This is a genomic window from Paracoccus sediminicola, assembly GCF_027912835.1.
GTDB lineage: Bacteria > Pseudomonadota > Alphaproteobacteria > Rhodobacterales > Rhodobacteraceae > Paracoccus > Paracoccus sediminicola.
Genome location: NZ_CP115768.1, coordinates 33,018 through 45,676, shown reverse-complemented (window position 1 = coordinate 45,676; position 12,659 = coordinate 33,018). Strand labels below are relative to the sequence as shown.

Below are 12,659 nucleotides of genomic sequence, written 5' to 3'. Positions count from 1 at the left end.
CCATCGTCGGCAAGATAGCCGCGCCCGTGATCCAAGTCACCTGCCCGGCCGTGATGCGCGCATATAATCAGTCGGTCAGGTCTGCTCCGAAGCCGATCCGGTAGGGCTCTTTTTCAGCGGCGGGCGGCACCGCAACAAGCATGAAATTCAGCTGAGAGACATGCTGCACGACCGCCACCTGCGTCTTGCCGTCAAGCAGGCCATAGAACTCGATGATATTCGGATTGCGAAAGCCCATGCCGCGCACATGCACGGCGCGGCTGCCCCCGAAATTAGCAAGCTGTATGCCCAACTCGTAATTCTCGGGCAGAGTGTCCTGAAAATGCTTCACGCGGGTTTGCAGATGATCGAAAACCTGTTCAGCGGCCTGCATGACCGCCTGATCGGCCTCGTCGCAGATCGCGGCATGATTGGCCACCGCCGGGACGGCGGCGGGCTTTTCCCCGCGCGGCTCTTTCGCAGATGCCGGCGACTTTGTGGCCTTATCTTCACCGCTGGCCGAGGCTTTCGCCTTTCGGCCGGGTTTGGTCTTCCCGCTGGAACTCGGAGTTTTGCGTGTGCTGGGCTTTTTGCTCATTTTTCCTCGGTCGGGTGAACGCGGCCTTCGGTCAGAAAGCCCGGCAACAGCTTACCCCGCCCATTCCGGCTCGACCACCGGCGGCGCGGTGGTCTCTGCTCGGCCCGGTCATGCCGCAGCGGAGCGCAGGGATGGAAATTTCTGGCAGCTCCTCTGCATCCCCTCGCTCTGCGGCGCGCGATTCTGGCTGTGGCATCTCGCGAAGGCCGCAAGATTGGATTGGCGGCAACGCGACAATCGTCTTCGCACTCAGTATCACGTGGCCGGGCCAAGCCTAGAGCCCTGGCGAGAGACTTATACCGCCTGCCTGTAGCCTCACCGCGACAACCCGCCCGACACGCTCGGCACATCGCCCGCAGCAAACCCGTAATGACGCAGCCAACGCAGATCGCTTTCGAAGAAGGCGCGCAGGTCGGGGATGCCGTATTTCAGCATCGCCAGACGGTCGATCCCCATGCCGAATGCAAAGCCCTGCCACTCGGTCGGATCGACCCCGGCGGCCTCCAGCACCTTGGGATGCACCATGCCAGAGCCGAGGATCTCCATCCAGCTATCGCCCTGCCCGATCTTCAGGCTACCGCCCTCCCATGAGCAGCGGATATCGACCTCGGCAGAGGGCTCGGTGAAGGGGAAATGGCTCGCGCGGAAGCGCAGCTCGACCGCTTCGACCTCGAAGAAGGCGCGGCAGAATTCCTCGAGCACCCATTTCAGGTTCGCCATCGAGATGTCGCGCCCGATCGCCAGCCCCTCGACCTGATGGAACATCGGCGTGTGCGTCTGGTCCATATCCATGCGGTAAACCCGGCCCGGCGCGATGACCCGGATCGGGGCTCCGGTCTTTTCCATCGCGCGGATCTGCACCGGCGAGGTATGGGTGCGCAGCACATGGGGCGGGCGGTCGTCGCCCTCGGCGCGGTGCATGAAGAAGGTATCATGCTCCTGCCGCGCAGGGTGTTCGGGCGGAATGTTCAGCGCATCGAAATTATACCAGTCGCTTTCAACCTGCGGACCTTCGGCGACCGAAAACCCCATATCGGCGAAGATCTGGGTGACTTCTTCCATCACTTGGCTGACCGGGTGGATCGTACCCTGCCGACGCGGGCGGCCGGGCATGGTCACATCCAGCCATTCCTCGCGAAGCCGCGCATCTAGCGCGGCATCCTCCATCTCGGTCTTGCGGGCGCGGATCGCGGCGTCGATTTCTGCCTTCAGACGATTCAGCGCGGCGCCGGTGGTCTGACGCTCTTCCGGGGTCATCTTGCCCAATTCGCGCATCTTCAGACTGATCTCGCCCTTCTTGCCAAGTGCAGCGAGGCGGACCTCTTCCAGAGCATCGGCATGGGCGGCATCGGCCACACGGGTGAGATAGGTCGAGCGAAGCTGGTCGAGATCGGTCATCGGCGTCATCCTGAGTTGCCCGCGCGGCTTAACATGGCTTCGCCGGCCGCGAAAGATCCGGGCGGCAGGTCGCGGGGCGTGGAGTGAAAACACCCGCCCCGGCCGAAGCGGGGCGGGTGTTCTTGGATGCTCAGCTCCAGATCTCGCGATTCACGCCAGGCGCGATGTTCGGGTATTGCGAGATCCGGAACACCGGCTCTTCGCCGACCCGGCGCTTGGCCAGATAGTCGCGCGTCACCGCGGCCACGGTCCCCGAAAGCAGCACGATGGCGATCAGGTTGATTGTCGCCATCAGCCCCATCGAGGCATCGGCGAAGTTGAACACCGTCGTCACCGCCTGCGAGGCGCCCCACACCACCATGGCCAGCACCGCGACGCGCAGCGCGATGATGCCGCCACGCCCGCCACCCAGATGAACGATGGCGTTTTCGGCATAGGAGTAGTTTCCGATGATCGAGGTAAAGGCGAAGAAGAAGATCGCCACACCGACGAAGATCTGCCCCCAGGCCCCGAAATGATCCCCGAGCGCCGATTGCGTCAGGTTCACGCCGGTCAGTTCCTCCGAGGGGACAACGTCAGCCAGCAGGATCATCACCGCCGTCGCCGTGCACACCAGGAGCGTGTCGATGAACACGCCCAGCGCCTGCACGAAGCCCTGGCTGGACGGGTGATGCGGCGCCGGGGTGGCGACGGCAGCGATATTCGGCGCCGAACCCATGCCGGCCTCGTTCGAGAACAGGCCCCGCTTGATGCCGTTCATCGCCGCCGCGATCACCCCTCCGGTGACGCCTCCGACAGTTTCTTGCAGGCCGAAGGCGTTCAGCACGATGCCCGACAGGATCCCCGGCACACGCTCGATATTCATCACCAGAGCGATGATCGCGGCCAGCAGGTAAAGCCCGGCCATGATCGGCACGACCAGCTCGGCGACGCGCGCGATCGAGGGGATGCCGCCAAAGATCACCACTGCCGCCAACAGCGCGACCACCGCACCGACGATGATCTTGGCGGCGACGAAGGCGCTGAACCACGCATCCGGGTCGGCAAAATATGTGCTGTTCTCGGCCAGCATCCTTTCGATCGGCAGCGCGACCGCCTCGGCGATGGAATTCGCCTGAACCGCGTTGAAGATCAGCCCGAAGGAAAGAATCAGCGCGACAGAAAAGATCGCCGCCAGCCAGGGCATTCCGAGTCCGCGCGAAATATAGGCCGCCGGGCCGCCGCGATACATGCCGTCCGGCCCATGTGTCTTGTAAAGCTGCGCCAGTGTCGATTCCGCATACGCCGTCGCCATGCCGACAAGCGCGACCATCCACATCCAGAAGATCGCGCCGGGTCCACCCAGGGTCAGCGCCACGGCGACACCCGCGATATTGCCGGTCCCGACCCGGCTGGCGAGGCTGACGGTCAGCGCCTGAAACGGCGAAATCCCGTCCCTGTCGGTCTCGCCCGAGCCGGCGACGCAGCGCCACATCTCTTTGAAGTTCGCGAACTGAATAAAGCCGAGACGAATGGTAAAATACAGGCCCGTCGCCAAAAGACCGTAGATGAGGATATAGCCCCAGAACAGGTCATTGGCGCGGTCGATGATCGAATTGATGAGTTCCATGAAATTCCCCATGCATGATCTTCACAAAAGCTTAACAGCCTCGTGATCGTCGGCAAGCGGCGATCACCGCAGGGGACGGGCGGCCGGGCAAAGTGTTGCGGCCGCGCCGATATCGGTCCGGTGAATACGGCTCAGCCCGCGGCATCTCGCAGCGCTTGGGGCAAGGCGCGGGCAAAAGCGTCCAAGTCGGCTTCGGGGCCGCAGGACACCCGGATACAACGGTCGAGCGGAGCCACGGACGGCATACGCACAAAGATCCCGCCGCTGTCGAGCGCGCGCAGCAACTTGCGGGAGAACTCGCCGTCATGCCCGCAATCCACGGCGACGAAATTCGTCGCGGAAGGCAGCGCAACCAGCCCGTTTTCCGCCGCGATCCCGGCGATCCGCTGCCGTGCCGTCTCGACCTCTTGCCGAATATGGGCCAACCAGCCCGTATCGCCGAGCGCCGCCAACGCGCCCGCCTGCGCGACCCTGTTCACGCCGAAATGGTTGCGGATCCTGTCGAAGCCGTCGATCAGCGCGGGCGCACCGATGGCATAGCCGATCCGCGCGCCGGCCATGCCGTAGGCCTTCGAGAAGGTGCGCATCCGGATCACACGCTCATCTGCCGGGTCGATGCGGGGAATGGCGCGGTCGGGGGCGAATTCCGCATAGGCCTCGTCCAGAACCAGCAACGTGTCGCGCGGCAATCTCTCCAGCATGGCCTCGATCACCTGAGCCTCATGCCACGATCCCATCGGGTTGTCCGGATTGGCGAGATAGATCAGCCGTGCATCGGTTTCCGCTGCTCGCGTCAGCAGCGCCTCGGGGTCCTCGCGGTCGTCGCGATAGGCGACTTTATGCAGCACCCCGCCAAACCCGGCGACGTGATAGTTAAAGGTCGGATAGGCGCCATCCGAGGTGACCACCGAATCGTTCGGCGCCACAATTAGACGCACGAGCAGGCCGAGCAGACCGTCGATCCCCTCGCCGATCATGATGTTTTCGGGCGCCACGCCGTGATGAGCAGCCAGCGCGCTCCGCAGCTCGTGGCTGTCGGAATCGCCGTATTTCCACACCTCCGCGGCCGCCTGCCGCATCGCCTCTACTGCGCGGGACGACGGGCCGAACCCGTTTTCATTGGCGCCGAGCCGGGCATCGTAAGGGGCGCCCCGCTGCCGTTCCTGAGTCTCGGGTCCGATGAAGGGGACCGTGGCAGGCAGGCTGTCGGGCAGCGGTGCAAAGCGCATCAGTCAGCCCCCCGGCCAAACAGCGATTGCAGTCCGGCACGCGCCGTATCTATCGCGGCGAGCGCAGATTGGACGGGGGCGGGGGCAGTGCCGCTATGGACCCAGAAGACGGCGACGACATAGGCAACCACCAACAGCGCGGCGGCCAGCAGGGCACGGGTCAGCCCGGCACGATAGCGATCCGTTTGCGGAGCCTCTGTATCGTCAGGCCGGGTTGACGTTTCCGCGGCTGATGGCGCGGCGTTTTCCGCTTTGGCGGACGTGGAAGGAGAGGCCGAGGCAAGCGTCGCGGCAAGCGCCTTCGCATCCGGCACGCCGCGCCCCTGTCCGCGATCTCGCTGGTGCGGGGCGGTGGACGCGACGTCGCTGCCGGTTTCTTCGGGCGGACGGTGCGGCGACGCGGCGGGGATCGGCGCGGGGGGCCGTTTTTCGTCGCGCCGGTCGCGGGCAGGCAGGATGCGAGGCTCTGTATCGTCGGGCGCGGTGACGGTGGTGGCCGGCCAATCGAGTTCTTCCCCAGGCGCATCGGAGATCGGCTGCGCAGCGCCCGGCTGGCTTCGCTGTCCGGGTCTTTCCTCATCCGCAGCGGTGGTCGAGATCGGCGGCTTGGCCGGTGCACTCTCTGCCGGCGGGCTTTCGGGCCGCGTCGGGTGCTGCGGATCGGAGCCTTCCGCCGGCGTCTCCTCTGCGCTGCGGCCCTGCTGGCGCGCGGCGCGGCGGGCGGTCAGCTCGCGCGCCGTTTCCTCGCGGAGGATGGACAGCACATCATCGGGCAGAGGACGCTGAAGCGCAGGCGCCTCGCCGAGATCGGGCCGCTCGACATCATGGGCCCGCCCCAGCCCGGCCAGCCTCAGATCGTCGGAGAGCCCGCGAGACAAAGCCGCACCGCCAGTGATTTGCGGCGAGGGCGATGACGAAGACGGCGGCGCTGCCGGACGGGCATCACGCGCCGCGCTTTCACCCGGGCGCTCTTCCCAGACATGGCCGCAAGCCGAACATTCGACCTCGCGCCCCTCTTCGGGGATCATTTCGTCGGGCACCTCATACAGCGCGTTGCATTCGGGGCAAATCAGCCGCATCCGTCGTCCTGTCAAAAGCTGCGCCGTTTCTGGCATTCCGGCACGGGCTGTTCTATCAACGCAGCGTCCGGCTTCCAAGCGCCGCGGCATCACGAGAACGCCATGGAGGCCGCTTTGATCGAAATGCAGGACGTGTCCTTTGGTTACCGCGAGGGCGGAGCCTTGCTGTCGGACATGACGCTGAGCCTGCCAGCGGGCTCTTTCCATTTTCTCACCGGACCGTCTGGCTCGGGTAAGACGACCTTCCTGCGGCTGTGCTATGCCGATCTTCTGCCAAGCAAGGGACGGCTGACTGCCTTTGGCCATGATGTCGGCGAATTGTCGCGCGACGGAATCGCCATGCTGCGCCGCAAGGTCGGGGTGCTGCATCAGGATGCTCAGTTTCTCGACCATCTGCCGATGGCGGAAAACATCGCCCTGCCGCTGACCGTCGCTGGTCAGCCTGTGGATATGCAGGCGCTGAAGGAGTTGCTCGGCTGGGTCGGCATGACCGGCCATGCCCGCGCCCTGCCCCCGTCTCTTTCGGGTGGCGAGCGTCAGCGCGCGGCTCTTGCTCGCGCGGTCATCATGTCGCCCGATTTCGTCATGGCCGACGAACCGACGGGCAATCTCGATTGGGAAATGTCGTTGCGGCTGCTTCAATTGCTGGTCGAGCTGAACCGTTCGGGCAAGACCATCCTGATCGCGACACATGACATGGACCTGATCCGTGCCGCACGCCAGATGGAGGTGCAGGCGCGCGTGCTGAGGATCTCGGGCAAACAGGTGCAACAGGCAGGAGCGGATCTATGAAGGCGGATCTTCGCAATGTGGACTGGCGCAGCCTGTGGCGCGGGATGATCGGGCGGGACAGCGCCGGCTCGGGCCGGATCGTTCCGCCGACCGGCCTCACCGCACAGCTCACCCTCCTGACTGCCGGGGCGATGGCGTTTCTGGCGGTCTTCGCCCTCGCGCTGAGTTTTGCCACCGGGCGGCTGGCCGAGCGCTGGTCTCAATCGCTCGCTCAGACGGTTACGGTACGGGTCTCGGCCCCTGCCGACGAGATCGAGACGCTTTCGGCCAGCGTCATGGGCATCATCGACCAGACAGCTGGCGTCACCGAGGCGCGGCTGATGCCGCAGGACGAGGTGGAAAATCTGCTGACTCCTTGGTTCGGTCCCGATGTGCCGGTCGAGGCGCTGCCGGTGCCGCGGCTGATAGAGATCCGTGAGGATGGCGACGAATTTGACGCCGATGGGTTGCGCCTTCGCCTGGAGGCAGAGGCGCCGGGCGCCGTTCTGGACGATCACACGCGCTGGCGGCGACCGCTGGTGTCGGCGGCGAACCGGCTGCGTGTGCTGGGTGTGGTCTCGCTGGGTCTGATCGCGGCGGCGGGTGCGGCGATGATGGCGCTTGCGGCGCAGTCCTCGCTGGCGGCGAATGGCCAGGTGATTAGGGTGCTGCGGCTGATCGGCGCGCGCGACGTGACCATCGCGCAGGCCTTCGTGCGGCGCTTTACCCGCCGCGCAGCGCTCGGCGCGCTTGTCGGGACATTGCTGGGCATGATCGGCATCGCGCTGCTGCCCGGCATGGATCAGGCTGGCGGCTTTCTCACCGGGCTGAGCTTTCAGGGCTGGGGCTGGCTTTGGCCGCTGCTGATCCCAGTCATCGCCGCGGGCGTCGGCTTTCTGGCCACGCGATGGGCTGCGCTGCGGATGCTTCGGGCGGTGCCATGAGAGGGCCGCTGCTAAGCGCGGCGCAAAGCGCGGGAATGTCACCCGAGCCGCGGCGCACCGGGATCGTCAGCTATCTCCGGGCGATCAGCTATTACATCCATATCGGTCTCGCAACACTGGTGCTCGGGATCTGGGGGCTGAGCCAGCGCCGACACGGGCGGCGCGGCGCGAACCGGGTGGCGACGGTCTGGATCGGCTATATGCTGCGCGCCGCGCGCTGGCATATGGGCGTCGCGGTCGAGCTGCGCGGCACGCCGCCGGTGCGGGGCGAGGACGCGCTGATCGCCGCTAAGCACCAGAGCTTTCTTGATATCCTTGCCATTGCCTGCGCCGCCGGGCGCCGCGCCTTCGTCATGAAGCGCGAGGTGCTGCGCGTGCCGATCATGGGCTGGTATGCCCATAAGGTCGGCTGCATTCCCATCGACCGCACCCGCGGTCGCGACGCGATGGGCCAGATCGTCTCGCGGATTCGCGAGCGCATGGCGACGCCGGACGGTGTCGGCCATCTGATCGTCTATCCCGAGGGCACGCGGACGCTTCCGGGCGAACACCGCCCCTATAAGCACGGCATCGGCACCATCCATCTGGAGACCGGCCTGCCGGTGCATCCGGTGGCGGTGAATTGCGGCATGTTCTGGCCCAAGCGCGGATTGCCCATCGCCGCCGGCCGCGCCGTGATCGAGTTTCTGCCGCCGATGCAGGCCGAGCCGGGTGAATCGCGTGAGGCTTTCATCGCCCGGCTTCGCGACGCCATCGAGAGCCGCAGCGACGCGCTGATGCAGGAAGCCGGGCTGAAGGTGACAAATCTGCCGGGTCGGTGAAGTTCCGCCGACGCGCCCGTCCCGAGATTGCCGCATATCGTTTTCCGGTTATCATTCCGCAAGATGCGCGATCCGCATCGGGTTGACGGAAGGGACGAGTGACATGTCGACTTGCAAAATCTCGATAGCGGCGGTGGCTGCGGCGGTCCTGGTCGCGGGTTGCGACATCACCCCGACGAATTTCGAAACGACGCCCGTCCGGGTCGACACAAAGCAGGGACCGGTGATCTGCCAGCTTTACACCCAGGCGCAGGTTGCCTGGGATCGCGCCGTGGACCGGCCCGAAAGCATGGATGTCGAAACCGCAGACGAGATCTGCCGCACCGAGGGCGAGCGTGTGCAGGAGGGCGGTCAGCCCGACTATGATGGGGTCGAACCGGCCGCGCTTGGCTAGTGCCGCGCCCGCCTATTCTGCCGCTGCCTGCCCGGGAACATAGTTCAGCACCGGCGCGAGCCAGCGTTCGACCTCGGTGACCTCCATCCCCTTGCGTTCTGCATAATCGAGCACCTGATCCTCCTCGACCTTGGCGACGCCGAAATAATAGGCGTCCGGATGGCCGATATAGATGCCCGAAACGGATGAGCCGGGCCACATCGCCATCGACTCTGTCAGCTCGACCCCGGTCGCCTCGGTTGCATTCAGCAGGTCGAACAGCGTCACCTTCTCGGTATGATCTGGCTGTGCGGGATAGCCGGGCGCGGGCCGGATGCCGCCATAGCCTTCAGAGATCAGCTCGGCATTGGACAGATCCTCGTCGGGCGCATAGCCCCAGTGATCGCGGCGCACGCGTTCATGCATCAATTCGGCAAGCGCTTCGGCAAAGCGGTCCGACAGCGCCTGCACCATGATCGCGGAATAATCGTCACCCTTTTCCTTGAACCGGTTCGCAAGCTGGTGATCCTGCGGACCCGAGGTCACCACGAAGCCGCCGACATAATCCGCCTGCCCCTCGGGTGCCACGAAATCGGCAAGCGCCGCGTTGGGCCGCCCCTCGCGTTTCGAGACCTGCTGGCGCAGCGTGTAGAAGGTCGCAAGCTCGGAATTGCGGTCTTCGTCGGTGTAAAGCCGGATATCGTCACCGACGCGGTTCGCAGGCCAGAAACCGATCACCGCACGCGGAGTGAGCCAGTTCTCGGCGATGATCTGGTCCAGCATCGCCTTCGCATCGGCAAAGAGCGCCCGCGCGGCCTCGCCCTGTTTTTCATCCTCGAGAATGCGGGGATAGACGCCGCGCATCTCCCATGTCTGGAAGAACGGGGTCCAGTCGATATAGCGGGCGATCTCGGCCAGATCGAAATCCTCGATCACCCGAGTGCCGAGGAATTTCGGCGTGGTGGCCTGCCACTCCGCGAAGTCCACCGGGACCGGATTGGCGCGCGCATCTGTCAGAGGCAACCGCGTCTTGTTCTTGTCGCCGCGGTTATATTTCTCGGCCGCTGCCTCATATTCGGCGTTGATATTGGAAGCGTAGCTCTCGCGCTGATCCGAGAGCAGCGCCGAGACCACGCCCACCGCGCGGCTAGCATCGGTCACATAGATCGCCTGACCCTTGTGATAGCGCGGGTTGATCTTGACCGCCGTATGCACCCGGCTGGTCGTCGCCCCGCCGATCAGCAGGGGAAGATCGAAACCCTCGCGCTCCATCTCGGCGGCGACATGGACCATCTCATCCAGCGAGGGGGTAATCAGCCCCGACAGGCCGATGATATCGACCTTCTCGGCCTTTGCGGTTTCCAGGATCTTCGTCGCCGGCACCATCACGCCAAGGTCGATGATCTCGTAATTATTGCAGGCCAGCACGACGCCGACGATGTTCTTGCCGATATCGTGCACATCGCCCTTCACCGTCGCCATCAGCACCTTGCCGTTGCTGCTTTCCTCGCCGGATTCGGCCTTCTCGGCCTCCATATATGGCAGCAGATGGGCCACGGCCTGCTTCATCACCCGGGCGGATTTCACCACCTGCGGCAGGAACATCTTGCCCGCGCCGAACAGGTCGCCCACCACGTTCATCCCCGCCATCAGCGGGCCTTCGATGACATGCAGCGGGCGCTCGGCCCTCTGCCGCGCCTCTTCCGTGTCGGCGTCGATATATTCGGTGATGCCGTTGACAAGCGCGTGTTCCAGCCGCTTTTCGACCGGCAATTCGCGCCATGACAGGTCCTTTTCGCGCGCCTTCGCCCCGCCCTCGCCGCGATATTTCTCGGCAATCTCCAGCATACGCTCGGTCGCGTCGCTGCGGCGGTTTTGGACGACATCCTCGCAAGCCTCGCGCAGCTCGTCGTCGATCTGGTCATAGACCGCCAGCTGGCCGGCATTGACGATGCCCATATCCATCCCGGCCTGAATGGCGTGATAGAGAAACACCGCGTGCATCGCCTCGCGCACGGGTTCGTTGCCGCGGAAGCTGAAGGACAGGTTCGACACCCCGCCCGAGATATGCACATGCGGCAGGGTCTGGGTGATCCGGCGCGTGGCGTTGATGAAATCGACGCCGTAATTGTCGTGCTCCTCGATCCCGGTCGCCACGGCGAAGATATTCGGATCGAAGATGATGTCCTCGGGCGGAAAGCCGATTTCCTGCGTCAGCAGCTCATAGGCGCGGGTGCAGATCTCGACCTTGCGGTTTTCGGTATCGGCCTGCCCGGTCTCGTCGAAGGCCATCACGATCACCGCTGCCCCATAGGCCCGGCAAAGGCGGGCCTGGTGCAGGAACTGTTCCTCGCCTTCCTTGAGGCTGATCGAGTTCACCACCGGCTTGCCCTGAATACATTTCAGCCCGGCCTCGATCACCTCCCATTTCGAGCTGTCCACCATGATCGGCACGCGCGCGATATCCGGTTCCGAGGCGATCAGGTTCAGGTAATCGACCATCGCCTTTTCGCTGTCGATCAGCCCCTCATCCATGTTCACATCGATAATCTGCGCGCCGTTTTCCACCTGATCCCGCGCCACGTCGAGCGCGGTGGCATAGTCGCCATTGGTGATCAGCTTGCGGAACCGGGCCGAGCCGGTGACGTTCGTGCGCTCACCGACATTGACGAAGGGAATATCGTCGGTCTTGGTGAACGGCTCCAGCCCGGACAGGCGCAGCAGCGGCTCTTTTTCCGGGATTTCGCGCGGGGGCGCGTCGCGCACCGCCTCGGCAATGGCCCGGATATGGTCATAGGTCGAGCCGCAGCAGCCGCCGACCACATTCACCAGCCCCTCGCGCGCGAAATCCGCGACCTGCGCCGCCATCTGCTCGGGCGTTTCGTCATACTCGCCCATCTCGTTCGGCAGGCCGGCATTGGGATAGGCGCAGACCAGTGTGTCCGCCGCGTCCGAGATTTCCGCCAGATGCGGACGCATCGCCTCGGCCCCAAGCGCGCAATTCAGCCCCACGGTCAGCGGCTGCGCATGGCGGATCGAGTGCCAGAAGGCGGTCGGCGTCTGACCCGAAAGCGTCCGCCCCGACAGATCGGTGATGGTGCCCGAGATCATGACCGGCAGGCGCAGATTGTTTTCCGCAAAGACCTGCTCGCAGGCAAAGATCGCTGCCTTGGCGTTCAGCGTGTCAAAGATCGTCTCGATCAGGATCAGATCGGCCCCGCCCTCGATCAGGGCGCGGGTCTGTTCGGCATAAGCCTCGGCAAGCTGGTCGAAGGTCACCGCGCGATAGCCGGGATTGTTCACATCCGGGCTGATCGAGGCGGTCCGGTTGGTCGGCCCAAGCGCACCCGCCACGAAACGCGGCCGCCCGTCTTCGGCCGTGGCGCGATCCATTGCCTTGCGGGCCAGCCGTGCGCCTTCGAAGTTCAGATCCCGCACCTTGTCCTGCAACGCGTAATCCGCCTGCGCGATGGTGGTCGAGGAAAACGTGTTGGTTTCCACGATATCCGCACCAGCCATCGCATAGAGATAATGGATCTCTTCGATCGCATCGGGCCGGGTCAGGTTCAGCAGGTCGTTATTGCCCTTTTGCGGGTGATCCGAGTGGATATGGCAGGCGCAGCCCGCACCATGACCGGTGAAATCCTCCTCGGACAGGCCGAGTTGCTGGATCTGCGTGCCCATGGCGCCATCGAGAATGAGGATACGCTGCTGCGCCAGCTTGCGGATCTGTTCGAAGACATCAGAGCGGGGAAGTTCGGCCACGTTTTCACCTGTTTCGCAATCAAGCGCAGCTTGTAACAGGGCGGCACAATTTAGACAAATTCATGTCGCGCATGAAGAAGTTGCGCGCTGCTC

General features: G+C 64.6%; 10 protein-coding genes. 4 read left to right on the top strand and 6 right to left on the bottom strand.

Annotation, left to right across the window (positions count from 1 at the left end):
* Nucleotides 1-67 precede the first annotated feature (67 nt).
* From PAF18_RS00185 to PAF18_RS00165, 5 genes are all read right to left on the bottom strand, one after another.
* On the bottom strand, nt 68-418 hold the full coding sequence (locus PAF18_RS00185; RefSeq protein WP_271116634.1) for a DUF6173 family protein: 351 nt from the start codon (nt 416-418) through the stop codon (nt 68-70).
* A 474-nt stretch (nt 419-892) separates the two neighbouring features.
* Nucleotides 893-1,975, bottom strand: a complete 1,083-nt coding sequence (gene pheS, locus PAF18_RS00180) for a phenylalanine--tRNA ligase subunit alpha (RefSeq protein ID WP_271116633.1) — start codon at nt 1,973-1,975, stop codon at nt 893-895.
* Between the two features lie 130 nt (nt 1,976-2,105).
* The gene (locus tag PAF18_RS00175; RefSeq protein ID WP_271116632.1) at nt 2,106-3,584 is read right to left on the bottom strand and encodes an alanine/glycine:cation symporter family protein; all 1,479 of its coding nucleotides are present in this window, start codon (nt 3,582-3,584) and stop codon (nt 2,106-2,108) included.
* A 131-nt stretch (nt 3,585-3,715) separates the two neighbouring features.
* Nucleotides 3,716-4,813: a pyridoxal phosphate-dependent aminotransferase gene (locus PAF18_RS00170; RefSeq protein WP_271116631.1), complete on the bottom strand. Its 1,098-nt coding sequence runs from the start codon at nt 4,811-4,813 to the stop codon at nt 3,716-3,718.
* Complete coding sequence (locus PAF18_RS00165; protein ID WP_271116630.1) at nt 4,813-5,892, bottom strand: zinc-ribbon domain-containing protein; 1,080 nt, start codon at nt 5,890-5,892, stop codon at nt 4,813-4,815. Before PAF18_RS00165 ends, PAF18_RS00170 begins: the two co-directional genes overlap by 1 nt.
* A gap of 114 nt (nt 5,893-6,006) precedes the next feature.
* Between PAF18_RS00165 and PAF18_RS00160 the strand changes: the two genes are divergently transcribed.
* From PAF18_RS00160 to PAF18_RS00145, 4 genes are all read left to right on the top strand, one after another.
* Nucleotides 6,007-6,684, top strand: coding sequence for a cell division ATP-binding protein FtsE (locus tag PAF18_RS00160; protein WP_271118160.1), 678 nt, complete (start codon nt 6,007-6,009; stop codon nt 6,682-6,684).
* Nucleotides 6,681-7,607: a cell division protein FtsX gene (locus PAF18_RS00155; protein ID WP_434802229.1), complete on the top strand. Its 927-nt coding sequence runs from the start codon at nt 6,681-6,683 to the stop codon at nt 7,605-7,607. The genes PAF18_RS00160 and PAF18_RS00155 overlap by 4 nt, the downstream gene beginning before the upstream one ends.
* 35 nt (nt 7,608-7,642) lie before the next feature.
* On the top strand, nt 7,643-8,428 hold the full coding sequence (locus tag PAF18_RS00150) for a lysophospholipid acyltransferase family protein (RefSeq protein ID WP_271116629.1): 786 nt from the start codon (nt 7,643-7,645) through the stop codon (nt 8,426-8,428).
* 103 nt (nt 8,429-8,531) lie between these two features.
* Nucleotides 8,532-8,822 carry a hypothetical protein gene (locus PAF18_RS00145; protein WP_271116628.1) on the top strand — a complete coding sequence of 97 codons (291 nt, stop codon included), beginning with the start codon at nt 8,532-8,534 and terminating at the stop codon, nt 8,820-8,822.
* Nucleotides 8,823-8,834: 12 nt separating this feature from the next.
* Here the strand turns inward: PAF18_RS00145 and metH are convergent, their stop codons facing one another.
* The gene (metH, locus tag PAF18_RS00140; RefSeq protein ID WP_271116627.1) at nt 8,835-12,566 is read right to left on the bottom strand and encodes a methionine synthase; all 3,732 of its coding nucleotides are present in this window, start codon (nt 12,564-12,566) and stop codon (nt 8,835-8,837) included.
* Nucleotides 12,567-12,659: the final 93 nt, after the last annotated feature.

Excerpts from the sequence above, each read along its gene's own strand:
- PAF18_RS00175 (WP_271116632.1), bottom strand. The coding sequence starts at position 3,584 with ATGGAACTCATCAATTCGATCATCGACCGCGCCAATGACCTGTTCTGG.
- pheS (WP_271116633.1), bottom strand. The coding sequence starts at position 1,975 with ATGACCGATCTCGACCAGCTTCGCTCGACCTATCTCACCCGTGTGGCC.
- PAF18_RS00170 (WP_271116631.1), bottom strand. The coding sequence starts at position 4,813 with ATGCGCTTTGCACCGCTGCCCGACAGCCTGCCTGCCACGGTCCCCTTC.
- PAF18_RS00150 (WP_271116629.1), top strand. The coding sequence starts at position 7,643 with ATGTCACCCGAGCCGCGGCGCACCGGGATCGTCAGCTATCTCCGGGCG.
- PAF18_RS00165 (WP_271116630.1), bottom strand. The coding sequence starts at position 5,892 with ATGCGGCTGATTTGCCCCGAATGCAACGCGCTGTATGAGGTGCCCGAC.
- PAF18_RS00145 (WP_271116628.1), top strand. The coding sequence starts at position 8,532 with ATGTCGACTTGCAAAATCTCGATAGCGGCGGTGGCTGCGGCGGTCCTG.
- PAF18_RS00155 (WP_434802229.1), top strand. The coding sequence starts at position 6,681 with ATGAAGGCGGATCTTCGCAATGTGGACTGGCGCAGCCTGTGGCGCGGG.